General features: G+C 44.7%; 20 protein-coding genes. 13 read left to right on the top strand and 7 right to left on the bottom strand.

The window, feature by feature from the left end:
- Positions 1 to 77 precede the first annotated feature (77 nt).
- The gene (locus ACTIE0_RS10330; protein WP_006669152.1) at positions 78 to 2,450 is read right to left on the bottom strand and encodes a serine/threonine-protein kinase; all 2,373 of its coding nucleotides are present in this window, start codon (positions 2,448 to 2,450) and stop codon (positions 78 to 80) included.
- 156 nt (positions 2,451 to 2,606) lie between these two features.
- Between ACTIE0_RS10330 and ACTIE0_RS10335 the strand changes: the two genes are divergently transcribed.
- Positions 2,607 to 3,194, top strand: coding sequence for a PAP/fibrillin family protein (locus ACTIE0_RS10335; RefSeq protein WP_006625760.1), 588 nt, complete (start codon positions 2,607 to 2,609; stop codon positions 3,192 to 3,194).
- A 105-nt stretch (positions 3,195 to 3,299) separates the two neighbouring features.
- Here ACTIE0_RS10335 and ACTIE0_RS10340 read toward each other — a convergent pair whose 3' ends face one another.
- Positions 3,300 to 4,088: an MOSC domain-containing protein gene (locus tag ACTIE0_RS10340; RefSeq protein WP_006669151.1), complete on the bottom strand. Its 789-nt coding sequence runs from the start codon at positions 4,086 to 4,088 to the stop codon at positions 3,300 to 3,302.
- Between the two features lie 56 nt (positions 4,089 to 4,144).
- Between ACTIE0_RS10340 and ACTIE0_RS10345 the strand changes: the two genes are divergently transcribed.
- From ACTIE0_RS10345 to ACTIE0_RS10390, 10 genes are all read left to right on the top strand, one after another.
- A complete protein-coding gene (locus tag ACTIE0_RS10345) occupies positions 4,145 to 5,095 on the top strand; it encodes a DMT family transporter (protein ID WP_006669149.1) in 951 nt (316 codons plus the stop codon).
- Positions 5,096 to 5,267: 172 nt separating this feature from the next.
- Positions 5,268 to 7,052: a serine/threonine protein kinase gene (locus ACTIE0_RS10350; protein ID WP_006669148.1), complete on the top strand. Its 1,785-nt coding sequence runs from the start codon at positions 5,268 to 5,270 to the stop codon at positions 7,050 to 7,052.
- 251 nt (positions 7,053 to 7,303) lie between these two features.
- Complete coding sequence (locus ACTIE0_RS10355; RefSeq protein ID WP_006669147.1) at positions 7,304 to 8,425, top strand: acyltransferase family protein; 1,122 nt, start codon at positions 7,304 to 7,306, stop codon at positions 8,423 to 8,425.
- 225 nt (positions 8,426 to 8,650) lie between these two features.
- A complete protein-coding gene (locus ACTIE0_RS10360; protein WP_006669146.1) occupies positions 8,651 to 9,766 on the top strand; it encodes an acyltransferase family protein in 1,116 nt (371 codons plus the stop codon).
- 685 nt (positions 9,767 to 10,451) lie between these two features.
- Positions 10,452 to 10,772: a DUF6825 family protein gene (locus tag ACTIE0_RS10365; RefSeq protein WP_006617515.1), complete on the top strand. Its 321-nt coding sequence runs from the start codon at positions 10,452 to 10,454 to the stop codon at positions 10,770 to 10,772.
- Between the two features lie 82 nt (positions 10,773 to 10,854).
- Positions 10,855 to 12,621, top strand: a complete 1,767-nt coding sequence (locus ACTIE0_RS10370) for an ABC1 kinase family protein (protein WP_006625767.1) — start codon at positions 10,855 to 10,857, stop codon at positions 12,619 to 12,621.
- A 163-nt stretch (positions 12,622 to 12,784) separates the two neighbouring features.
- The gene (locus tag ACTIE0_RS10375; RefSeq protein WP_006625768.1) at positions 12,785 to 13,030 is read left to right on the top strand and encodes a hypothetical protein; all 246 of its coding nucleotides are present in this window, start codon (positions 12,785 to 12,787) and stop codon (positions 13,028 to 13,030) included.
- A gap of 89 nt (positions 13,031 to 13,119) precedes the next feature.
- On the top strand, positions 13,120 to 13,851 hold the full coding sequence (locus ACTIE0_RS10380) for a PP2C family protein-serine/threonine phosphatase (protein WP_006625769.1): 732 nt from the start codon (positions 13,120 to 13,122) through the stop codon (positions 13,849 to 13,851).
- Between the two features lie 10 nt (positions 13,852 to 13,861).
- Positions 13,862 to 15,025, top strand: coding sequence for an anhydro-N-acetylmuramic acid kinase (locus tag ACTIE0_RS10385; RefSeq protein WP_006625770.1), 1,164 nt, complete (start codon positions 13,862 to 13,864; stop codon positions 15,023 to 15,025).
- Between the two features lie 67 nt (positions 15,026 to 15,092).
- Entirely contained in the window at positions 15,093 to 15,545 is a 453-nt protein-coding gene (locus ACTIE0_RS10390) for a hypothetical protein (protein WP_006625771.1), read from the top strand.
- Between the two features lie 243 nt (positions 15,546 to 15,788).
- Here the strand turns inward: ACTIE0_RS10390 and ACTIE0_RS10395 are convergent, their stop codons facing one another.
- The 5 genes from ACTIE0_RS10395 to ACTIE0_RS10415 form a co-directional block, all read right to left on the bottom strand.
- Entirely contained in the window at positions 15,789 to 17,270 is a 1,482-nt protein-coding gene (locus ACTIE0_RS10395) for a DEAD/DEAH box helicase (protein WP_006669144.1), read from the bottom strand.
- A 52-nt stretch (positions 17,271 to 17,322) separates the two neighbouring features.
- Positions 17,323 to 17,703 carry a YccF domain-containing protein gene (locus ACTIE0_RS10400; protein WP_006625774.1) on the bottom strand — a complete coding sequence of 127 codons (381 nt, stop codon included), beginning with the start codon at positions 17,701 to 17,703 and terminating at the stop codon, positions 17,323 to 17,325.
- Between the two features lie 24 nt (positions 17,704 to 17,727).
- Positions 17,728 to 18,348, bottom strand: a complete 621-nt coding sequence (locus tag ACTIE0_RS10405) for a tetratricopeptide repeat protein (protein ID WP_006625775.1) — start codon at positions 18,346 to 18,348, stop codon at positions 17,728 to 17,730.
- Positions 18,349 to 18,375: 27 nt separating this feature from the next.
- Entirely contained in the window at positions 18,376 to 19,458 is a 1,083-nt protein-coding gene (locus ACTIE0_RS10410) for an ATP-dependent 6-phosphofructokinase (RefSeq protein ID WP_006669143.1), read from the bottom strand.
- A gap of 477 nt (positions 19,459 to 19,935) precedes the next feature.
- Entirely contained in the window at positions 19,936 to 21,231 is a 1,296-nt protein-coding gene (locus ACTIE0_RS10415) for an FGGY-family carbohydrate kinase (protein WP_006625778.1), read from the bottom strand.
- Positions 21,232 to 21,451: 220 nt separating this feature from the next.
- Between ACTIE0_RS10415 and ACTIE0_RS10420 the strand changes: the two genes are divergently transcribed.
- Both ACTIE0_RS10420 and purD read left to right on the top strand, forming a co-directional pair.
- The gene (locus ACTIE0_RS10420) at positions 21,452 to 22,129 is read left to right on the top strand and encodes a peptidoglycan-binding domain-containing protein (RefSeq protein WP_006625779.1); all 678 of its coding nucleotides are present in this window, start codon (positions 21,452 to 21,454) and stop codon (positions 22,127 to 22,129) included.
- A gap of 86 nt (positions 22,130 to 22,215) precedes the next feature.
- Positions 22,216 to 23,493 (top strand): phosphoribosylamine--glycine ligase, encoded by a 1,278-nt coding sequence (gene purD / locus ACTIE0_RS10425; RefSeq protein ID WP_006669142.1) that lies wholly within the window; start codon positions 22,216 to 22,218, stop codon positions 23,491 to 23,493.
- Positions 23,494 to 23,611: the final 118 nt, after the last annotated feature.

Consider the following 23,611-nt stretch of genomic DNA (forward strand, 5'->3'; position numbering starts at 1 on the left):
CGGTCAGCCGCTTGAGTCGGTTTTCCTCTCCGCGATCAATCACGGAGCTTCCAACCCTCCCAGGAGTTTTACGTGAATTATAGGCGCTGTTGCAATTGATTTTTCGATCGCACCGCCGGGGGGAAACCGGGTTGAATTTTCAGAGCTTCATCATAAGCATCGATCGCCTCGTTATATCGGCCCATTCTTTCCAAAACTAAACCCCTATTCACCAAAATCAAGGGATCTTGGGGTTGAATTTCCTGGGCTTTATCGAAGGCATTGAGCGACTCGTCATAGCGCCCTTGATGACTAAAAGCGATCGCCCTACCCACTAATGATTGATGGTCATTAGGATTAATATTCAAAGCCCGGTCGAAAGACTCCAGAGCCTCATTAATCTTGGCATTAGCCATTGACGTATTTCCTTCAGCCCTTAGCGCCTGACTCCACTGGCTGAGAGCAAACCCCCGATCTCGTAGAGCCGGGACAAAGGAAGGCCGCAACTCAATCGCTCGGTCATAGGCGGCGATCGCCCCTTCAAAATCTCCCCGACCACCAGCCAGGATAGAGCCTCGATTATGCCAAGCTAGATGAGACTCTGGCTGAACTTCAATAGCGCGATCTGATATCCTCACCGCCTCTTCAGTACGTCCGAGGGGAGAAAACAAGACATTGCCCTTTTGTAGTAGGGCTTGAAAGTGCTGTGGGTTAATTTCCAAAGCCTTCTGATAGGACTCTAAAGCCTGTTCATGGCGGCCCAACTTACTCAGTACAGAACCGCGTTCCACCCAAATTTCGGCTCGTCGAGGTTGTTCTCTCAAAATATCATCATAGGTAGCCAGTGCTTCGGAATACACCTGCGCCGCCTCAGCCATTTTCCCCTGATATTCGAGAGCGAGCGCCTTACTTTGCCAAACACTAGGAGCAGATGGTCTAATAGTCTTCGCCTGCTCAAAAGCCGACACCGCCTCATCGTATCGCTGCAAACCAATTAAAGCAATACCCTTACCATGCCAAGCCCTGGCATTATTAGGATCAATAGCGATCGCCTGTTCATGAGCATCTAAAGCCTTCTGGGGTTCTCCCGTTTGGTAAAGTAATGTTCCCTTACTCGTCAGCACATCAGAGTTATCCGGGTCTAGTTCCAGAGCTTTTTGATAATCTACCAAAGCGCGATCGTGCCTTCCCAATTCCGCCAAAGCATCGGCTTGACCCGCCCAAGCAGCCGCATGATTAGGTTGAATTTCAGTAGCGCGAACAAACATATTGCGAGCATCTTCGGTGTTACCATCGTTTAACAGTTGATTACCCCGGCGCACATAGTAAGCAGGTCTAAAAGTCGGCACTACTAGCTCAAACAATCCCAAAAATACCAGCAACCCAGCCAAAGCCGCCCCGACATACAATCCTTTGACCGATGACCCTTTGGAAACCTTTGTCGGATTGGGGTTAACCAGAGTTGGCAACTGCGCCACACCCGCACTAGGTGAGGGTGCAATAGTTGGAGGTAAATTATTTCCCCCTCCAGTTCCCGTCACCGTTTGTTGTCTGGTTTCTTCCCCGGAAATATGTCCCCCAGTAGAGGGGGGGCGCACTTGAGTGGCGGCGACTACTCCCCCTGCATTGGTGAGGATAGTTGGGTCATTTACCACCTGTTTAAGTCGTTTCACGTCAGCCAAAACCTCTGCGGCGGACTGATAGCGATCGACCAGATGAGATGCCACCATCCGGTCTAAAATAGCACACAGTCCGTCACTAACACAGGCTTTCGGCTTCCAGATTGATTCTCCCGCCTGATCTCGTTCTAATTGGTGAGGGTGAATACCTGTTAAAGCCCTAATTGCCGTCATTCCCACCGCATACAAATCACTGCTAAAATGGGGTTTCCCCTGAAGTTGCTCTGGTGGCGAATAGCCGTATGTACTAATAGCAACGGTCAAATTAGAATCACTACCCCCGGCTGCTTTCTGAATTTGTTTAACCGCCCCAAAGTCAATCAGCATCAACTTTTGATCGGCATGGCGTCGCATAATATTAGAGGGCTTAATATCCCGATGGATCACGTTTTGCTGATGGACATAATCCAAAATTGACAGAATATCCTCCAAAAAGTCAATTACCTGGGCTTCTGTCCAATGGCTGCCATGGGGTAGTTCTTCTGTTAGGGGTTCCCCCCTTACTAACTCCTGTACCAGATAGAATTCCTGGTCTTCTTCAAAGTAAGCATACAATGTCGGGATTTGAGGATGGCGAGAACCTAAGCTATGCAACACTTGAGCCTCGCTGTTGAATAGCCTTCTAGCTGTTTGTAGGGTTCCTGGATCAGTAATTTGAGGTTTGAGTTGCTTAACGATACATTCAGGGTTTCCAGGCAACTGACTATCCTCGGCCAGATAGGTCTGGCCAAATGCTCCTCCTCCAATCCTTTTCAGTAATTTGTAGCGCCCACCAATAACTTTAGGAAGCATTCAGTTTAGCCTCAAGAAAATTTCAGATTTTGGCACATTTTAGGGGCAGGTCGGTACTTTGATCGCTATACTATGGGATTGGTAGCTATTATAGCAGGTTAAACTAGCCCTGAAAACCACCTGGGTTCCCTAAATTTATCCCCAAAACATTGTGATATGCTCAAAAAAGCGACTTTATTAGAAGCCATTGCCGGGAAAAATCGAGGTTTACTGGCTACAGAGAGCGACAAAACTGCTATTCTCTCTGCGATCGCTCAATTGGAAGATTATAATCCCACCCCTCGACCTGTAGAAGCACTTGAGTTATTAGATGGCAATTGGCGACTACTTTACACCAACAGCCAAGAACTCTTGGGGATTGACCGCTTTCCGTTTTATAATTTGGGGCAGATTTATCAATGTATTCGCGCCCGCACTGGCAAAATTTACAACATTGCTGAAATTGTCGGTATCCCCTATTTGGAAGGCATGGTTAGTGTGGCTGCCCGATTTGAAGCGGTTTCTCAAAAGCGAGTTCAGGTCAAATTCAACCGTTTTGTCATCGGCTTACAGCGCCTCATATCCTATCAATACCCTAATCAGTTTATTGATGAAATTGAATCTGATAAAAAGTTCTTGGCTGTAGATTTTACCCTCCAAGAACAGCAACAACAAGGATGGTTAGATATTACTTATTTAGACGAAGATATGCGGATTGGCAGAGGCAATGTTGGCAGTGTGTTTGTCCTCACCAAAGTTAAATGATACCCATTGCCCGACTCTGGTATATATTATAATTGATGGTTGGGTGGGTTATTTTATGCAAAATTAAATTGATTTATAGGAGGTTGTAATAATCAATTATTGAGACTATTTAATTGCTAGGGTTTCTCCAGTGGTGACAACTGCACCAGTGATAACTTTAGCAATGACTCCAGTTTGAGCGTGTCCGAATTTGGCGGAGAGTTGAGAGAGGAGAGAGATATCACGATCGCCTGTATCTGGGTTAACATCAATATTCAGACAGCGACCAATAGGCGCGGTGACTTCCACCAAAGCTGATCCCAATTTTAGGCGATTTCCTACCCAGTTAAATTCCGACCAAGCGGGAATATTATCAACTATAAAATTCGCTCTAAAACGGCGCGGATCAATGTAATTAACCCCGACTTTTTCAGCAATATCATCGAGGGTAGCCTGAGAAATAATAGAAATCTGTCCTTGGTGACGGTCTTGATAGCGAGTGTCCCCGGTAGTGGTTCCCACCAAACGCACAGGACTATATTGGGGATGTCTAGCAGAGGTACTAGGGGTGAGAGAGTGTAGATATTCACTGAAAAAAGCACTAATGCGATCGCGTCCGGTTTCAGTCCCTAAATTAGCCGCAGCCAACAATTCGCCATTTTTGGTAATTTCTAAGGTCTGACTGGTAGTATCATAAGCACAATTGAGACTAGCTAACTGTCCCCAATCATTTTGAACAGCAAAATGCTTTTTTGATAGCCAGGGAGTCAGGGGTTGCGGGTCTCCCATATCTGTAAACATCAAAGCAAATGCGCGATCGCCAAGAATGCCAAAGTTTTCCACCAATTGGACGCGATCGCATACTTGCGCGGTCAAACCCTTAACAGGATGTACAAATATTGTGTTAATCTTCATCGGCTACCTGACTCCATCAGACCATAATATATGAAACCATATCAGATACCCACCCCATGAAAACCTTAAATAAATCCCCCCATTGGCTAGTTATAGCGATCGTCTTTCTTGGTGTGGTAGCCATCTCTACGGGGTCAATTTTCGTGCGTTTAGCCATTGATGCAGCGGGGCTGCGGGGGGTAGGGTTTAGCTTGCTAATATCCGCCTCCAGGCTATCTATTGCAGCTTTATTGCTGACCCCTACCTGGGGGAGAGTTTCCTGGCGCACCTATAAACGAGAGGCGATATTCTACGCCATTGGCGCTGGAATATGTTTAGCCACCCATTTTTCTGTCTGGATAACTTCCCTATCTTATACATCGATTGCGGCATCAACTACTATTGTGACTACCAGTTCTATTTGGGTAGCGGTGTTATCTTGGCTATGGTGGCACGAAAGACCTGGGAAAGCGACCATATTAGGAATGACGATCGCTCTGAGTGGAGGTATGATCATCGGTTTAGCAGATACTAAATTATCCACAGTGGCTAGTAATCCGATCGCCGGGAATATTTTAGCCCTAATGGGTGCGATCACCGCCGCCCTTTATCTGATGTTAGGAAGAGAAGCACAACAGCGGGGACTATCCCTCAGTGCATATATAGCGATCGCCTATACTGTAGGAGCGATGATTTTGCTACCCCTACCCCTACTATGGGGAGTTAACTATACTGGTCATTCTGCCACAGTCTATTTTTATCTAATCCTGATGGGATTAGTTCCCCAACTAATTGGCCACACCAGCTTTAATTGGGCGGTTAACCGTACTTCCCCCACCTTAGTCACACTGGCGATTTTACTAGAACCTGTGGCGGCGAGTTTTTTGGGCTATCTGCTATTTGCAGAAGTTCCCTCAAGGCGATTAATATTAGGAGCCATAGTCATTCTAACGGGGGTGGCGATCGCTACGCGCGGCAACAATGCCTCTAAAACTCAATCTAACCCACAGGAAACGGCAACCCCCTAACACCTTGTCAGAAGGGACTGGCTGCAATTATGGCTAAATCAAGGTTAAGGAACACACTACTATCGCGAAAAGGGATTAGACTATCCTGGGACTGGTATAACTATGGTGATTGGCGATCGCATAATAGCCGGAACCAGATCAACGATTAGGGCTAAAATTGGAAGGTCGGGAAATGAACTTAACCACTGTTGGGAATGGAAAATATCGAATTGATAGGATTTTAGGTCAGGGAGATTTCTGTATTACCTACAGGGGGACTAATCAGGTAACAGGTCAAATGGTGGCCATTAAAACCCTTGACCCCAACCTGGACGATGATCAAAATATCCCACAACTGCGACATCAATTGATAGCGATCGCTAAACGTTGGAGTCGCTGTCAGCATCCTAATTTAGTCGGGGTTATAGACTTATTTGATGAACAGGGCTTTCCATTTTTAGTGATGACCTACACTCCCGGTCAATCTCTACAAGACTACCTAAAAACTCAGCCCCCCCTACCCGTCCCACAGGCTATTCACTACATTCGCCAAATCGCATTAGCCCTACAAGCAATTCATCAACAAGGACTCATTCACTGTAACCTGCAACCTGCTTACATTATTAAGCCGACGGGGGCTAATTCCGTGATACTTAGTGGTTTGGGAGTCGGTAATCATCTCAAACCTGATCAACTCAACCGTTATATTTATAACCGTCGTCTCTCCGGTGGATATGCAGCCCTTGAACAATATCTTCCCAATGAACAACCTAGCCAAGCCACAGACATCTATGCACTCTCTGCCCTACTGTACTATCTGTTAACTGGGGAAACACCCCTAGAAGCGCCCCTATGTGCGAACCAACTCACAGGACAATTAATCGGAGTTGAAAAACCATCGGTGGGGAAATTGCACCCAGACTTAAACCCAGAAGTAGAAGAAGCTGTGCGCTGGGGATTAGAGATAGAAGCCTCAAATCGTCCCTCTAATATCTCGGAATGGTTGAATATCCTCCCTACCCCGGAAAAAGCCCTAATTATCAGGGAAACTGTGATCAAAATCCCCTACCACAACCATAATCGAGAAACAGAAACCGACACCCCTAATGATAATTCTGCCACCCCAGCAGAGTATGAGCGGCAACAATCTACTACCAAACAGATTAGGCGATCGCCTGTTCCGCAATGGGGGCTGTTGCTAGTATTTTTGCTCACGTCTATGATATCCGGTTGGTTAGGGTTTGCCATTACCCGCAGCTATAGTCAAAAATTAGCTACCCCACCCAGCAACGGCGATTTGAAATCTGAAAAAGAGCTAGGCTTGGTCATAGATCCCAATTCCCCTATCTTTGAAACACCCGCCCTAGTGGGAGAAAATCAGGGCCTGCCTGGTCCTGCTAATGACCTGGAATTATTAGGCGATGGTAGTACCAATCTGGCAGAATTGCTCAAAGATGTGGCTTTTTCAGAAACTCAGGAGCATGACCAATCGCTCTATAATAGTTCTGGAGGCATTACCAGTACGGATGATTATGCTGATCAAGCCTTTCCTGAGTCCCCGACTTCATCCTATTGGCAGAATTACCCAGCCCTGGAACCTTCACCAACTCAGAACTCTCGGGATGATCATACCCGCAACGGGCCAACAGAACATTATGGCGATCGCATACCTGCTAGAGGTTCCCACGAGACGACTATTGAGGACTTTCGACCCTCTTATCCCCTAGAGTTACCAGAGTTAGCACCAGTTAACCCTAACATTCTCAACAACTCACCTCTCGATCAGGATTTACCTACCACGTTACCTCAACGGGAGATTGAGGATGATTATGATCAGTGGTTAAATAATCAACGGCGATCGAGCGATCGTATACTAGAGGAAGAGAACCCAAAACGTTGGGATGAGTTTATACCCCCAAGACCAAGCCAACCAGATTGGGAATTATCCCAGTTTTTCACTTTCAGACCCCAGGGATAAAAATTTTGTGTCTCCATCCAACTCTTGATTTGAGCCTAATCTAATTCTATTGGTTTCCCAAATATCAGATTTGATAGGAGGAAACTTCTTAACAGACGACAGACAACAACAAGAAACACAAAAATGCCCCGTTATTCTGCATTTACTAAAGGCTTCCTTTCCTCAATATCCTCGCCTTTGCTCTACTATTCCCTCAAACCTGAGTATTTGTGGTAACTTAGCTAACTGATAAATACTATCATCCGCCAACCATGAACCAGTCCAAGCGTTTTTTAGAACTTGATGGAATTAGAGGTTTAGCCGCCTTAGCTATTGTTCTGTTTCACTATGCTGGTTCCTATCAATGGTCTCCCCATAACTTATATTATTATTTTTCCTATCTTGAAGAATTCGTACAGTTGTTTTTTATAATTAGTGGTTTTGTAATTTTAATAAGTTTTCAAAGAATCAACAATAGTATAGATTTTATCATGGGTCGTGTGTTTAGACTCTATCCCGCCTATTGGTTTTCTGTAATTACTACCATAGTTATTGCCTATATTAGTCAAAGGCCATTAAGAAGTGATAATCTCTATGATATATTAATAAATTTTTCCATGTTTCAAGAAATGGTCGGTTCACGAAATATTAATATTGTCTACTGGACTATGACCCTAGAATTAGCATTCTATACTATTATCCTTATTCTCTACCAATCTCGACTTTTGAAATATATTGATATCATCTGTGGGATTTGGCTAATATTAATTGTTTTTGATATCTTCAGAGCCTACCAATCTCCTGAATTATCATTAACCATTATCGGAAATTTGCCCAGCAATCAAGCATTAGTATATCCTGATATTGTCGGTTTATTTAAATGGGATAATTTATCTGAATTTATATCCTTTATTAGGAATTATATCAAATTTAATTTCATTCTTTTAAGAGGCAGAGCCCCCTTATTTATTGCTGGCTTAATTCTGTATCAATGTCAAGTCAATAGTGTAACTATCTATCGTGTGTTCTTAATTGTCGCCTGTGTGTTAGCCAGAGCCTTAGATTATTCTCCCGGTACTCCTAAGTATGCTTTTATATTTTTTGCTATATTTGTAGTGATTTTATATCTGGCTCATCGAGAAAAATTGAGATTTGTGTCTACTAGAATTTTAGTGTTTTTAGGAGGCATTTCTTACTCATTATATTTAACCCATATACAGAGTAGTTGGTTATTTAACTGGAGTTTACAATCCCTGGATATACCACCAGAGTTGTCAGTAATTGTCAGAACTATATTTGCTATATTGGTGGCTTATATTGTGACGATCGCCATAGAAAAACCCGCTCTTAGGTTTTTCCGAAATCAGTTCAAACGTAATAAATCTACCAGTTGAATCTGATTTATTGACAGCGATCGCACCCACTTACCATCAATGATGTGGGGGGACTTAGACCGGACTTAGACGAAAGCCTGCTTCCTGACCACTGATTGTTAAGATTTATGTGGTAACTCGTCAATCTTCCTAGTGATTAAGTTATGTTATCATCGGTCAAATATTGAATTCCTGTCCAAATATTCCTCGTTAAAGAGACCAAATCAATATATCGTAACTATACACATGAACAAACCCACAAGATTGACTGGTGTTGATTTGTTTCGGGGTCTAGCAGCCTTTGGTGTCACAGTTTTGCACTCCCGTGGTGGTACCACTGGGGCTCCGGATCTGGTTTCTAGCTGGTTAATTATCTCAGCCAGTTTTGCTGTACCCTTTTTTTTAGCGACTTCATTTTATTTGAGTTTCAATCGTTTTTATAGTCGAGGAAAATTACTGAATCTTGGCGATCGCTTCCAGCGTTTAATTATTCCTTATGGCTTCTGGAGTTTAATTTATGTGCTCAGTAGAATTGTCAAAAGTTTAGTTTTAGGTAATCCCCAGGAAGCGATCGGGGTAATTGCCGACCCGATCGCCATTATTTTTATGGGAGCATCCGCAGTGCATCTTTACTTTGTCCCCTTACTATTTTTTGGTAGTTTCTCAATCAAATTGATCGAATTTTTAGAAAATCAGAAAAATCAGCCTTCCCAGAAAAATAGGTTTTTAGTGTTGGGAGTCATCATCTCCCTAATACTTGACATGACCTTGAGATTTACCAACAATAGTTTTAGGCTCGGTGCTAATGTTGCGTTTTCCGGCTTAACCGAACAGATATCATGGCTGTCAAATGACCAAGTAATTTTGCGAATATTTTTCGTAATAATAGCTTGGATTATTCGCTGTTTACCCTACGTTTTTATAGCGGCAATAGTGGCTAAATATGACTATTATCAAAACATAATTTCCCGAAAAATTCCCCTAATTGCTGGCTGTAGTTTCCTCATATTTTGCGTGAGTACATTTGGATTTTTACCCATTAACTCCATGATACCGGGAGGTACAAGCATCACCGAAATTCTGCAAGGTTACAGTTCCCTAATCTTAGCGATCGCCCTATCATATTTAATGAAAGACAACCCCATAATTCAGAACCTAGGCGCTTGTTCATTTGGCATTTATTTAGCCCACCACTTATCAATAGAAATTTTTGAATTTATCGTGAAAAAAATATCTCCCGGCCTCCTGGAACCCATTTCAGCCACTACCATTCTCATAACCGCCATATTTGGATTTGTCACCAGTTGGGCGATCGTCAATTTATGCAGTCGTAATCAGATCACTTCTCGATTAGTTCTTTGAAACTTTTGCGCTCCTATAAACAGTGGCAGCCACCATAGTCCTGAAACTGCCCGCAGATACCGACCCCCAGAAAAATTGACCGGATTGAACTAATCTATTAGCTGACAAATGGCTATATGAGTTCAATTAACAACCATGGCTGCCACTGTGCTACATTTAACTTGTTCAAACCTTTACAAAACTTATGAAAGCTTTACGCAGATTGAAAAAGTATCGCATTATCTGGGAAGACAACTCTTGAAAGACAACGGCAGTAGCCCGCAAAGCACGAAGCATAATGTTTCGTGCGCCTACCCAATCACGGGGTAAAGATATAACTTTCGTTACAGCCGCTAAAACACCTTTCTTTCTAAGGTGGCAGCACTGACGGAGAATATTTCTCCCGGCTTCTTTGGGTGTAACATAATTTGGGCACTTTAACTCCTGTTATTGTGCTTGTTGCTATTATACAGGTTTTTGGTTTTTGTGTAAGTTTGAGTAAATTTTTTATTACTAGGAAGCACCTCACAATTAAATCATGGTTAGGGAAATCTCCTCAGCCCGGCCCGCAAAGCCAACCCACAGGTTGACGGGAAGACCAGCCAGACCCTCTTAGTTCCCAGAACTATGGTAGATATACATCCCATCCTTTGCTAGATTCATATACCGCGCTATAATTTGTTACGGAACTTAGCAAAACTTTTATATGAGTAAGCCATCTGTTCATTCTTTCTTTGTGGGCCGGGCCTTAGCAGAAGGACTCTATGAACAAATTGAAAACATCTTGTCCAATGGCCTGAGTGAATTAGGCAAATTTGATGCCGAACAACGGGAGAAACTCCGTGATTTTACCAATCAGGTCATCCAGAAGGCTGATTCTGAGGCGGAAAAACAGGGTATCAATCAAATGGCTGACAATAGTGGCTTTGGTTCCGAATCAGTTGATTTACAGGAAACTATCGACGACCTCCGGGCGGAAATTGCCCAAATGCGATCGGAACTACAGCGTTACCGTAACCAAGCCTAAGTGCAGACCACTGCCATACATCCTGTCATACATCCTTAATTAAACCCATTGATTAGCTGGAAACGCAATTTTGGAAACGCGAGTGTCTGTTCCCCTTGATGAGTCAAATCATCCCTACCGGAACCATGAAAATATCCCACCTAACCCAGTGGCTTCAGCCACTCCCAAACCCTATGGTCAAAAATCCTACCGTTGGAACCGTAAACATTATTCCCGTCAACGGCGATTTATTGACATTTGGACCTTTGTTCTCCTATGGCTAGGGTGGCTGTGGAGAGATGGTAAACAATGGAGTTACATAGGTGGTTACACCGAAGAAAAAAAACTGGTCAGAAAGAGACAGCAGGCTATCTGGGTCAGGGAAAGCCTCCTAGACCTAGGACCAACCTTTATCAAATTAGGTCAACTGTTCTCCACCCGTGCTGACCTATTCCCCGGTGAATATGTCGAGGAACTTTCTAAACTACAGGATCGCGTCCCCGCTTTTCCCTATGAACAATGTCGGGAAATCATCGACCAAGATTTTGGTAAATCCGTTGAGCAACTATTTCGCAACTTTGACCCGGTTCCCCTAGCCGCCGCTAGTTTAGGCCAAGTCCACAAGGCTCAACTCTACTCCGGTGCTGATGTGGTGGTCAAAGTCCAACGACCTGGACTTAAACAGCTATTTGAGGTCGATCTAGCTATTCTTAAAGGTATTGCTCGCTATTTCCAAAATCATCCTAAATGGGGTCGAGGTCGCGACTGGCTGGGAATTTATGACGAATGTTGCCGAATTCTCTGGGAGGAAATAGACTATCTTAATGAGGGCCGCAATGCGGATACCTTCCGGCGTAATTTCCGCCATTGTGATTGGGTTCAGGTTCCCCGGGTTTGCTGGCAATTTTCATCCCCACGGGTCTTGACTTTGGAGTATCTTCCGGGAATTAAAATTAGTAACTATGAAGCCTTGGAAGCATCGGGTTTGGACCGGAAACAACTGGCTCAAATGGGGGCTAAAGCCTATTTACAACAACTCCTTAATGATGGCTTTTTCCATGCTGACCCTCATCCGGGTAATATTGCCGTTAGTCCCCAGGGACAGCTAATCTTTTATGATTTCGGTATGATGGGGCGGATTACTTCTAATCTGCGGGAAAAGCTGATGGAAACACTATTTGGCATTGCTAATAAGGATGCCGATCGCGTCGTGAAATCCCTCATTGAAGTGGGCGCTTTGGCTCCTACCGGAGATATGAGCCCCGTGCGACGCTCCATCCAGTATATGCTAGATAATTTCATGGATCAACCCTTTGAGGAGCAATCCATTGCAGCTATTAGTGATGATCTCTATGAGATCGCCTATGACCAACCCTTCCGCTTCCCGGCTACATTTACTTTTGTGATGCGTGCCTTTTCTACCCTCGAAGGGGTCGGTAAAGGCTTAGACCCGGAATTTAATTTTATGGAGGTGGCACAACCTTTTGCCATACAGCTTATGTCTAATGGAAACGGCTCCCAAACTACCAATAGTATCATAAATGAAATCAGTCGTCAAGCGGTTCAGGTGAGTTCCACGGCTTTGGGTTTACCCAGTCGCATTGAACAAACCCTTGATAAATTGGAACAAGGAGATTTGCGAATGCGGGTGCGGGCGACGGAAACCGATCGCCTCCTGCGCCGGGTCAGTAACGTGCAAATGGGGACTAACTACGCTTTGTTGGTGGGGGCATTTACTTTATCGGCAACACTACTGTTTATTAGTGATAAAGTGTGGTTAGCTCTTGTGATTGCCTTTTTGGCTTTGCTCATGGCAGTTGTTTTGATACGGCTGATCAGACAAATCAATCGCTTTGATAGAATGCTGTAGGTATCAGATATCAGGGGTGGTGGAATGGGCGATGTGGCTTCCTGGGGATGACACCCAAGCCCCACCTCACCCATGGTATCCTGTCATCCGCAAATCGGCCATCACTTAAACAATGCGATCGCTGTGTCATAAGCCGTCCAACTCAACAATTAAACAGGTGGAGATGGCTAAAAAAGTGCTGGTAGGAAAGTACCTCTCAGCTAACTTGACCCGTTCACCAGGTAAACTTACACCTGGGTTATTGATGCCAAAAACTACCCGGAAATCTTATAATAACAATGTTATCCGCCAAAGGGGACTCAATATCTTAAAATTTTTCCAGCTCAAAAAAACTGATATTATCAAAGAAATTTTAGCTGGTGCCAAGCGTCCCGCCCAAGATGCTACTGCTGTTAACTCAACTTGCTGATATCCTATGCAACATAGAAATCACTCTCAGTTTCTTCCCGTCACTAATCGGAGTAACGATTTAGTGGTACTCTGCACGGAGGAAGATTTATGAAACGCTATTTCGCAGGTTTGACTGATACGGGAAAAGTCCGCACTGTCAACCAAGATGCCTATTACATCGACCAGGAAGGACGGTTTTTTATCGTGGCTGATGGTATGGGTGGTCATGCTGGCGGTCAAGAGGCTAGTCAAATTGCCACTAAAACTATCACAGAACATCTTAATGCTCATTGGGATTCTTCTGCTCCTTCCCCGGTATTACTCAAGGAAGCCTTTATAGCGGCTAACCGTGCTATCCTTGATGACCAAATCTCCCATCCTGAACGTTCTGATATGGGGACGACAGCAGTGGTGGCTTTGTTTCGTGACGGGGAGTCCTGGTGCGCTAATGTGGGAGACTCCCGCCTCTATCGCCTACGGGGACATACGTTAACTCAAATTTCGGAAGACCAAACTTGGGTGGCGCAAGCTGTTAAACGTAAGGCTATATCCCCTGATGATGCGCGGGTGCATCCCTGGCGGCACGTTTTGTCTCAGTGTTTGGGACGGGAAGATTTATCTCAAATTGATATTTTTCCCATGGAAATTCAAGCAGGCGATCGCCTATTATTATGCAGCGATGGCTTGACGGAGGAGTTACCAGATTCTGTCATTGCTAATCAGCTTAAATCCATTCGCGCCTGTGAGGCGGCGACTCAGGCTTTGGTTGATGCGGCTATTGATAGGGAAGGGAAAGATAATATCACCGTCATTGTGGTGATGATCAATCAGGACGATTAATTAGGCTTCCATGACTGTTGTTATTGGTCTGATCAGCGGTACTTCTGTCGATGGTATTGATGCAGTTTCAGTCCGTCTGAAAGGATCAACTACAGATCTACAGGTGCAATGTCTCGCTAAGGCTACTTATCCCTATCCCCCTCAACTGCGATCGCAAATTTTAGCCATCTGTGGCGGTGCATCCATTTCTGTGGCTGATTTGGCTGCTTTGGATGATGCGATCGCTCTCGAGTTTTCGAGGGCGGCTTTGAATATCCAACAACAATCACCACCCGCTGAATTAATTGGTTCCCACGGTCAAACCGTTTATCACCGACCACCCTACCCCGATGCTACCATCCCTTTGGGCTATAGTGTACAACTAGGGCGACCAGAGGCGATCGCTCATCAAACCGGTATCACTACCGTTGGTAATTTTCGCCTCGCTGATATCGCCGCCCAAGGAGAAGGCGCGCCCCTAGTTCCGGCTGTCGATGCCTACCTCCTCCGTCACCCTCACCTCTATCGCTGTATTCAAAATATCGGTGGTATTGGCAATGTTACCGTTTTACCTCCCGCAAATATACCCGAATCACATCCTGTGCGGGGATGGGATACTGGACCTGGTAATGCTTTAATCGATTTAGCCGTCGCATATCTATCTGATGGTCGTCAAAGTTATGATTTAGATGGCGCATGGTCCAGTCGTGGTACTCCCTGCACTCCATTAGTCCAAAAGCTGATGGCAGACCCCTTTTTTCAGACTCCGCCGCCTAAGTCCACCGGACGGGAATTGTTCGGAGTTGAATATCTCCAAAAATACTTACAACAAACTCAAGTCTATAATCTTTCCCCAGCCGATATCCTCGCCACCTTAACCGAAGTTACTGCTGTTTCCATTACCCACAGCTATCGCCATTTTTTGCCCCAATTACCAGATCAAGTCCTCCTATGTGGCGGCGGATGCCATAATCGCTATCTCCGAACTCGCCTAGAACAGCTTTTACACCCTATCCCTATTATGACCACCGCCGATGCCGGAGTTGATCCCGATTTTAAAGAAGCGATCGCTTTTGCTGTCCTCGCCTATTGGCGCACCCGGAGCATTCCTGGTAATTTACCTGAAGTTACAGGCGCTAGTCAGTCTGTGCTGTTAGGGAATATTTTTCACCCTCATCGCACCATTGGGCTATAATAACCCCAGTTGTGCAAAATGGCATCTGCTCAACAGTTTCCCGACCACTGAGTAACAAATTAGTGCTGTGGCTCACACTTTTTTAATGGAACCTGGTCAGTGGCTGGTGGAAGGAACCTGGCTAGATCGTAATCAAGCGCCTATCAGCGTTCGTGGTAAAACATTAGTTGCATGGCATCAGAGTGAGTGGTTCAGTCTGGTGACTAAGTTGGTGTTTCCACGAAGCGATCGTGATGACATCATTTTGCAGTATCGAGGACGACTCGACAACAACGAACGTCAGTACACCTTTTTAATGCAGCATAGCGCATTAGGTAAGGTCGAAGGGGAAGGCTTAATCAGTCCCTCCCTAATTGTCCAACGATTTTGGGTGCTTGGGGATGAACGACAGCGACGCAGTGGTTTGGAAAGTTTCCGCCGCTTTGACAACAATCGATATTATTATTCTAGTGGCATTATGGCTGGTCATCATCTCAATCTCTCCAGCATCATGGAAGCTACCTTAGAACGAAAAACTTAAATCGGTATTGTTTTCATCTATTAATTACCCGGTCGGTGGGGGCGGGTTTATTAATATTGTCGTCGATAATTGAGAATTACCCGGTCGGTGACGGCGGGTTTATTAATATTGTCGTCGATAATTGAGAATTACCCGGTCGGTGGGGGCGGGTTTATTAATATTGTCGTCGATAATTCCGAATTGACAGCAGAACCCGCCCCTACAATTATTAATTATTAATTATTAATTATTAATTATTAATTATTAATTATCAATATCCCATTTTTCTGAAGATTCGGCGGCTTTTGGAGATAACGATCGCTCTAGATCATATAATCCAGTAGGTGGGGAAATCTTGGGTTTTTGAGGTGGGGGCTGTTTGTGACCCCGCCGCCGTTGGGAGGTCTGTTCTTCGCTGGTATTTTCAGTAATTACCTCATACAAAACCGCCCGTTTTCCGGTTTGGCTTCCCTTACGCAATACCCTTCCTAGACGTTGGATATATTCCCGCTCCGACCCAGTACCTGATAAAATAATTGCGATTTTGGCATCAGGAACATCAACCCCTTCATTCAGAACATGGGAAGCCACGAGGGTTCGATACTCTCCTTGGCGAAATTTATCCAGGATTTGATGACGTTCTTTCACAGGTGTTTGATGGGTGATAGCCGGGATTAAGAAATCTTGAGAAATTCGATAAACCGTAGTATTATCTACTGTAAAAATTAGGGTTCTTTCGGGGTGATTTTGGCTGATAATGTCGGCTAATATCCGTAACTTTCCATCAGTACAAAGGGCGATTTCTTTAGCTTGACGATGGGCTAACATCGCCCGACGACCAGAAGCCGATCGCCCACTGACCATCACAAATTGTTTCCAACCTTCTAAACTACCTAGGCGGATATTTTGGTTTTTGAGAAAATCGTTTCTAACTTTAATTAACTCTTGATAGCGATCGCGTTCAGGTTCGGACAGTTTAACTTTAATCTGCACAATATCATGGTCTGCTAAAGCCACCCCCGCTAATTGTTCCGGTGTGCGATGATAAACCGTAGGACCGATTAAATGGTTTAAATCACTGTGACGACCGTCAGACCTATCTGGGGTCGCGGTTAGTCCTAGACGATAGGGGGCGATCGCATATTCTGCAATGACTCGATAGAAGTCTGTGGGGAGGTGGTGACATTCATCAAACACCAATAAACCATAGCGATTTCCCAGGGTTTCCGCCTGCAAGGTGGCTGAGTCGTATGTGGCGACCAAAATTGATGTTTTATCCCGTGAACCGCCCCCCAACAGCCCAATATCCGCCTCTGGGAAAGCAGCTACTAGGTGGGCATACCACTGGTGCATTAAATCTAGGGTCGGCACCACCACTAGGGTACTACAGGCGATCGCTTCTATAGCCAATTGCGCCAGGTAGGTTTTTCCCGAAGCTGTCGGTAATACCACAACTCCCCTATTCCCGCCATTTTCCCAGGCGCTTAAAGCCTCTTGTTGATGCACATAAGGCGACATTTCTAGGCGGGAAACTAACTTTAAGGGATGGAAGATTTTGGCTTCGTCAAGAAAATCTACTTTTTCCTCTTGTAAACACTTGATCAGAAAAGGGTAAGAAATCGCAGGTACACGAAACTTCTCTACCCGATCATCCCAAACTGCGTAATCAATCCACCCTCTACCTCTGGGGGGAGGATGCAGGGTTAATGTGCCGCGTTCAAAGGTTAATTTAGGTAGGCGAGGCATGAATTATATAGGAAGTAGCTGCTTTGGTTGATTACCATTAACCTGATTCGGGTTATCTTTGAATATCGCGAAATTCACGACCAAAGGGTAATAAAGCCATAGGGATGAGTTTAAAGTGTTGTTTCGCAAAAGGAATCCCAATGATGGTAATTGCCAAAATTAAACCATGCAATAAATGGGATAAGGCGATTTCCCAGCCAAAAAATATTACCCAAACCACGTTAAAAATCATGGTTAACAGATTAGATGAATCCGGGGAAACTACGCTTTCTTTACCAAAAGGGGTCATGGTAGCAAACCCTAGTTTAATGGCTTGGATACCAAAGGGAATGCCGATAATGGTTAAGCAAATAGTGATACCACCAATAATGTAACCTAATCCAGATAAAAAACCTCCGAAAATTAACCAGATGATGTTTCCTAACAAAGTCATAGTTTCAGATTCCTAATTTCCATTTTATTGCCATCCTCTCAGTTGACAGTGAACTAGAGACAGATCCCACATATAATCATTGAGTTTATACTGAGTAGCTGCTTGGGTGATAAAATAACGCGATCGCTCCTGATCACCCGCCGCCTCATAATATAATCCCACATAAAGATGGGCGTAAAATCTACCCTGTTGTCCTAACCAGGTTCCCCTATTGAGCACTTCATCCGGGCTACAATTTCCCTGATATAGGCTGTAAACTTGTCCCATGATTGTCCGAGAATCACCTGAGACAGGCAATAAAGATATTCTAGCTGATTCTACCCCCTGTAATTTGGCCTGACAAAGATATCGCCATACTGTCTCCTCAACATCCTGGGAATTCACAGTCAGATCAATCTCAAACTGATCCGCACCGGCTTGGAACTGTTCCCCATAATAATAGGATAAACCACGCTGCCACAGGTATGGTTTAATCCGGGGGTCTAAGGCTTCGGCTTGGTCGAAGTCCTTAATTGATTCGGCAATTTGACCCAGTTTGAAGTAAACCATCCCCCGGCGAATGTAAGCATCCGGATCACCAGAGCGATCGCTGATTACCTCGTGCCAATGCTTGAGTTGATTTTCCAGTAAAATTTGACGATTCATTCCTACCCTAAAGCACCACTTTTATGGTTAATCCCCTAAACAGATTCCCATACTCCGAGCTGTCTTCACTAGAATATCATTAGTATCAACACCCTTATACTGAGCGATCGCCTCCGCAATGGGTACACTTTCCACATGACGGTTACGCCAAGTTACCATCTGGTCAAACTTGCCATCTGCAATTAAGTCTACTGCTGCTACCCCAAAAGCTGATCCGATTAAACGTTCCACAGAAGAAGGAGTTCCCCCCCTTTGAATATGACCTAAAACTGTCACTCTCGTTTCTGCACCACTAGCCTCGGAAATGCGATCGGCTAAATAATGACCAATACCACCCAGCCTAGATTGACCTAATTGATTAGTGGTCATCACGGTTTCTCCCGCACCAGTCCTAACCGCCTCAGCTACAATCACCAGACAGTAGTTTTTCCCCTGATGCTGCAAATCCTCAATTTTTTGACAAATACTATCCAGACTGTAGGGAATTTCGGGAATCAGAATTACATCCGCACCCCCCGCAATTCCCGCATGGAGAGCAATATGTCCCGCATCCCTTCCCATAACCTCTAAAATCATTACCCGGCTATGGCTGGCGGCGGTGAAGTGCAATCTATCTAAGGCTTCGGTCGCGATATTCACAGCGGTATCAAATCCGATTGATAGATCGGTGCTACCTACATCATTATCTATGGTTTTCGGTACACCAACTAGGTTCAGATTTCCCTGAACTGCTAAACGCCTTAAAATTGCGAGACTGCCATCCCCACCAATGCCAATCAGCGCATCTAATCCTAATTCATGATAACCGTCAATGATTTCTTGGGAGCGATCTTGCACACTACCATCGGCCATCGGAAAAGCAAAGGGATCTCCTTTATTCGTTGTCCCTAGAATTGTCCCCCCTGCTGTCAGAATTGGATCTACTTTTTCTATGGTTAACGGTGTCGCTGATGGCGGACGCTGCATTAACCCGTGGGTGGCTTGGCGTATCCCCATTACTTCCCAGCCATAAGTCCCCTGGGCTCGATATACCGCCGCCCTAATTACTGCATTTAATCCAGCACAGTCACCACCGCTGGTCAGAATCCCGATGCGCTTAGGTTTTGCCATACTTCTGATTATTCTGATATAGCCTCAAAACAGTTTATCAGTTATTTGCTCTACCAATTTGATTTTTTAATCAAGTTGCGATCGCCCCCGGTTCAGGGGTTGACAGGGCTGCGGAAATTGTTTACAATCACTATAGTAATGCTAAATAATGGAAATATTACCTTTTAACTGAAAAATGTCACTATCTCCATTATCTAAAAGTATAGCGTCAACCTCCCCGAAAGTCAACCCACCCCCCAAAAAAAGGTCGATTTTTTTAACCCTGAAAGTTTGATTTTTTAATCAAGTTGCGATCGCCCCCGGCTCAGGGGTTGACAGGGCTGCGGAAATTGTTTATAATTACTATAGTAATGCTAGATAATGGAAATATTACCTTTTAACCGAAAAATGTCACTATCTCCATTATCTAAAAGTATAGCGTCAACCTCCCCGAAAGTCAACCCACCCCCAAAAAAAGGTCGATTTTTTTAACATTTCTTAACAACTTGATTTTTTAATCAACTCCCCCCGCATAGCTAAACAGGCTGTTCCGTAGGCGGCTTGGGTGTGTGGAGAAGGGAGTACAGGGACTCGGAGATGATGGTGGCGAATAGTAGTCCAGGTGGAATTTTTGGCCCCACCGCCAGCAGTATAGACGCGCTGGAGAGGACTTGCGCCTAGGTTTTGTAAAAGTTGATAACCTTGAGACTCAATACGGGCGATCGCATTTAGTAAGCCATGGAGAAATTCTACATCATTACTGGGGCGAGGTTCAAGACGGGGTAACAAATTGGGGTCATTGATAGGAAAGCGATCGCCCGGTTGCAATAGGGGATAATAATCTAGGAGAGTGGGAGTGTTAGGATTAATCTGGCGGCTGAGGCTTTCCAATTGGCGATCGCTAAAAAAGTGTCGCAATATGGCACCCCCCGTATTAGAAGCGCCGCCAGTCAGCCACAAATCACCAAACCTGTGGCTGTAAATGCCATATTTAGCAACATTGATAGCGGTAGGACTTAACAGCTTTAACACCAGGGTTGAACCTAGGGAAGTGACAGCCTCCCCAGGGGAACTAGCACCGGAGGCTATGAAAGCGGCGATGCTATCTGTAGTTCCGGCTCTAATTATACAATCTGGGCGCAATCGAAAGCGATCGCTTAATTGTCGATTAATAGGGCTAATACAGGTTCCTGGGGTCAGGACTTTTGGCAAAATCGGCGTAAATTTACCCCCCCATTTAATAGCCTCTAACAACCACGACTGATAGCAAAGATTCACCACATCATAGCCGAGTTTGAGACTATTATGATGGTCACTAATACCCAACTTATCATGTAATAAAAATCCTAGCCAGTCTGCTTGATGCAAAAAATATAACTTTCCGGGTGGCGGCGGGGTAAGATTTTCTTGCCACCAGAGTAGTTTGACCAAGCTAGAGGTACTACTCAAAACCGGATTGTCTGGGGGTGCGATCGCTTTTAGTCTCTCCACAATAGCCTGATCACAACTGTGATTATAAGCGAGCGGTGCGGTGACCGGATTCCCCATCTCATCACATAATAACACTGTAGCAGAAGTACCATTAATGGCGATCGATCTAATCTGAGAACATAAATCTTTAGGAATTTGATTGAGTAACTCAAATAACCCATTTTTCCAGAGTTTCGGTGATTCCATAGTCACCAATGATTCCTTCCAGGTACAAACCCCCTCTGCATGAACCCCTCCCAGGGTATCAATCACTACTGAACGAGCCCCAGAAGTACCAAAATCTATACCTAAAAATAGATTCATAATAAATGTCAGTGATTAACAATAAGCAACTCGCAAAGTGGTACAATTATATATTTGTGTCTTCACAATTATATTAAGTTTTGCAAAAAAATCTTGATTTTCATAGTTAACCCTAGACTTTTGCGGGTCAAACAGCTATAAATTAATAACCCGTGGTAGCATCTCGAATTAGATCAACCATTGGTCAACTTTTTTTTCAAATACTGAATTAGGAGATGAAATGGATACAATTGCCTACAATCATCTAGTCTCTAGCTATGAGTCTCCCCAGCAGTTCAACCTCAGCGACAACTTGATTCTGTTTCGGGGTGTTAACTGGAGTAAAGTTTCTACTACCTGCTTAATGCCAATTATCGGTGCAGCCATTGGTTTGTCAATTTTGGGTTCCACCAGCGCCGCCCAAGCCTCCATCTACTATGGTTCCTCTGGCAACCATGTGGTACAATTGCAGAACGCCTTAGCTAATCATGGCTACTTCCGCGCGCGGTCTACCGGCTATTTTGGTTCAATTACCAAGCACTCCGTTAAAGCCTTTCAGCGTGACTATGGGTTGGTAGCAGATGGCATTGTTGGTCCCGCCACAGCTTCCGCTTTGGGACTCCATTGCTACACCTCCTGCTATGTTAAATCTCCTCCCAAACGCCATTATGGCTATCATGCAGCCAGTCACCGCCCCCGTCGTGGTCGTGGCTACCATAAATCCCTGTCCCACGGTGACAGTTGTTCCCGAGTTACTAACTTGCAACATAAACTAGCTTACTACGGTTATTTCCACGCGCGCGCCACCGGATATTTTGGTCCAATTACCACCAAAGCAGTTAAAGCCTTCCAGCGTGACTACGGCTTGAGAGTTGATGGTGTGGCGGGTCCGGCTACCTTGGCGGCTTTGGGAATGTAGGATTTCCTCAAAATTTGGTTTAATTATTATCGACAAGCCTACATCGTTTTGGTGTAGGTTTTATTTGTTGAAGGTGCGAGGTTCTTGTGAAAATATTAGTTGTTGGAAACGGTGGTAGAGAACACGCCTTAGCTTGGACACTCACTCAGTCAGAAACAGTCCAACAGGTTATCTGTACTCCCGGAAATGGCGGGACTGCTACCCTAACCAAATGTCAAAATCGAAATATCCCGGTTGAGGATATCCCGGCTATTGTTGCTTTGGCTAAAGATGAAGCTATTGATTTGGTGGTCGTCGGTCCAGAAGTGCCCCTGGCTTTGGGTATTGCAGATGAACTTACTAAAAATCATGTTAAAGTATTTGGACCCGGACGTGAAGGCGCAAAATTAGAAGCGAGTAAGTCCTGGGCTAAAGATTTGATGTTAGCAGCAGGAGTCCCTACCGCCACGGGGGCTGTATTTACTGACCCCCAAGCTGCTAAAGACTATATTACTCAAGTTCCCATTGTTATTAAAGCTGATGGACTCGCGGCGGGAAAAGGGGTTATTGTTGCTACTAGCCTGGAAATGGCTGATTCGGCTATTACCTCCATTTCTCAGGGAGAATTTGGTCAAGATAATTGCCAAATTGTGATCGAGGAGTTTCTACAGGGTCAAGAGGTCTCGGTTTTAGCTATTACTGATGGTAAAACTATTCGCCCCCTAATTCCGGCTCAAGATCATAAACCTATTGGAGAAGGTGACACGGGACCTAATACTGGCGGTATGGGTGCTTATGCGCCTACCCCCCTGGTCTCTGATACGTTAATGGTGAAAATACAACGGGAGGTTCTTGAACCTACTTTACAGGAACTTCAAAACCGGGGAATTGATTATTGTGGTATTATCTATGCGGGATTGATGATTACCCCTGACGGTGATTTAATGGTTCTGGAGTTTAACTGTAGATTTGGAGACCCGGAAACTCAGGCTGTACTCCTCATGTTAGATACTCCCCTAGACCAGATTTTAACAGCTTGTTGCGATCGCCGTCTGGCAGAACTTCCCTCTATTCGTTGGAAACCCGGAGTTTCCCTATGTGTGGTTTTGGCTTCCTGTGGTTATCCGGGAACTTATCCAAAAGGTAAGCTGATTACTGGTATTGACGCAGCATCAGCCTTGGGTGCTCAAGTATTTCATGCCGGAACTCGCCTGGTCGATGGACAAATAATCACCGACGGGGGCAGAGTTTTGGGTGTAACCGCTATCGGTGACACTGTAGAAACTGCTATCACCAATGCTTATCAGGCTGTGGACTGCATTAACTTTGACGGAATGTACTGTCGCCGAGATATTGGTTTTAGACTCCGACAAAGCCAAAATTAATCAATTATGTACAGCCTTAACAAAACTTAACTCCAATTTTTGCTAAACTGTGGTAGAGAATCTGGCGATCGTCTACGCTAGATACTGATAAGCAGTTCCCCAACCCAGAACCGTACAA

The sequence above is a fragment of the Limnospira sp. genome (genome assembly GCF_051859755.1).
Taxonomy (GTDB): domain Bacteria; phylum Cyanobacteriota; class Cyanobacteriia; order Cyanobacteriales; family Microcoleaceae; genus Limnospira; species Limnospira fusiformis.

What these genes read in the sequence shown, in the direction of transcription:
- ACTIE0_RS10355 (WP_006669147.1), top strand. Translation starts at nt 7,304, where the DNA reads ATGAACCAGTCCAAGCGTTTTTTAGAACTTGATGGAATTAGAGGTTTA.
- ACTIE0_RS10335 (WP_006625760.1), top strand. Translation starts at nt 2,607, where the DNA reads ATGCTCAAAAAAGCGACTTTATTAGAAGCCATTGCCGGGAAAAATCGA.
- ACTIE0_RS10350 (WP_006669148.1), top strand. Translation starts at nt 5,268, where the DNA reads ATGAACTTAACCACTGTTGGGAATGGAAAATATCGAATTGATAGGATT.
- ACTIE0_RS10330 (WP_006669152.1), bottom strand. Translation starts at nt 2,450, where the DNA reads ATGCTTCCTAAAGTTATTGGTGGGCGCTACAAATTACTGAAAAGGATT.
- ACTIE0_RS10345 (WP_006669149.1), top strand. Translation starts at nt 4,145, where the DNA reads ATGAAAACCTTAAATAAATCCCCCCATTGGCTAGTTATAGCGATCGTC.
- ACTIE0_RS10395 (WP_006669144.1), bottom strand. Translation starts at nt 17,270, where the DNA reads ATGCCTCGCCTACCTAAATTAACCTTTGAACGCGGCACATTAACCCTG.
- ACTIE0_RS10340 (WP_006669151.1), bottom strand. Translation starts at nt 4,088, where the DNA reads ATGAAGATTAACACAATATTTGTACATCCTGTTAAGGGTTTGACCGCG.
- ACTIE0_RS10375 (WP_006625768.1), top strand. Translation starts at nt 12,785, where the DNA reads ATGGCTAAAAAAGTGCTGGTAGGAAAGTACCTCTCAGCTAACTTGACC.
- ACTIE0_RS10365 (WP_006617515.1), top strand. Translation starts at nt 10,452, where the DNA reads ATGAGTAAGCCATCTGTTCATTCTTTCTTTGTGGGCCGGGCCTTAGCA.
- ACTIE0_RS10400 (WP_006625774.1), bottom strand. Translation starts at nt 17,703, where the DNA reads ATGACTTTGTTAGGAAACATCATCTGGTTAATTTTCGGAGGTTTTTTA.
- ACTIE0_RS10415 (WP_006625778.1), bottom strand. Translation starts at nt 21,231, where the DNA reads ATGAATCTATTTTTAGGTATAGATTTTGGTACTTCTGGGGCTCGTTCA.
- ACTIE0_RS10385 (WP_006625770.1), top strand. Translation starts at nt 13,862, where the DNA reads ATGACTGTTGTTATTGGTCTGATCAGCGGTACTTCTGTCGATGGTATT.
- ACTIE0_RS10380 (WP_006625769.1), top strand. Translation starts at nt 13,120, where the DNA reads ATGAAACGCTATTTCGCAGGTTTGACTGATACGGGAAAAGTCCGCACT.
- ACTIE0_RS10410 (WP_006669143.1), bottom strand. Translation starts at nt 19,458, where the DNA reads ATGGCAAAACCTAAGCGCATCGGGATTCTGACCAGCGGTGGTGACTGT.
- ACTIE0_RS10360 (WP_006669146.1), top strand. Translation starts at nt 8,651, where the DNA reads ATGAACAAACCCACAAGATTGACTGGTGTTGATTTGTTTCGGGGTCTA.
- ACTIE0_RS10420 (WP_006625779.1), top strand. Translation starts at nt 21,452, where the DNA reads ATGGATACAATTGCCTACAATCATCTAGTCTCTAGCTATGAGTCTCCC.
- ACTIE0_RS10405 (WP_006625775.1), bottom strand. Translation starts at nt 18,348, where the DNA reads ATGAATCGTCAAATTTTACTGGAAAATCAACTCAAGCATTGGCACGAG.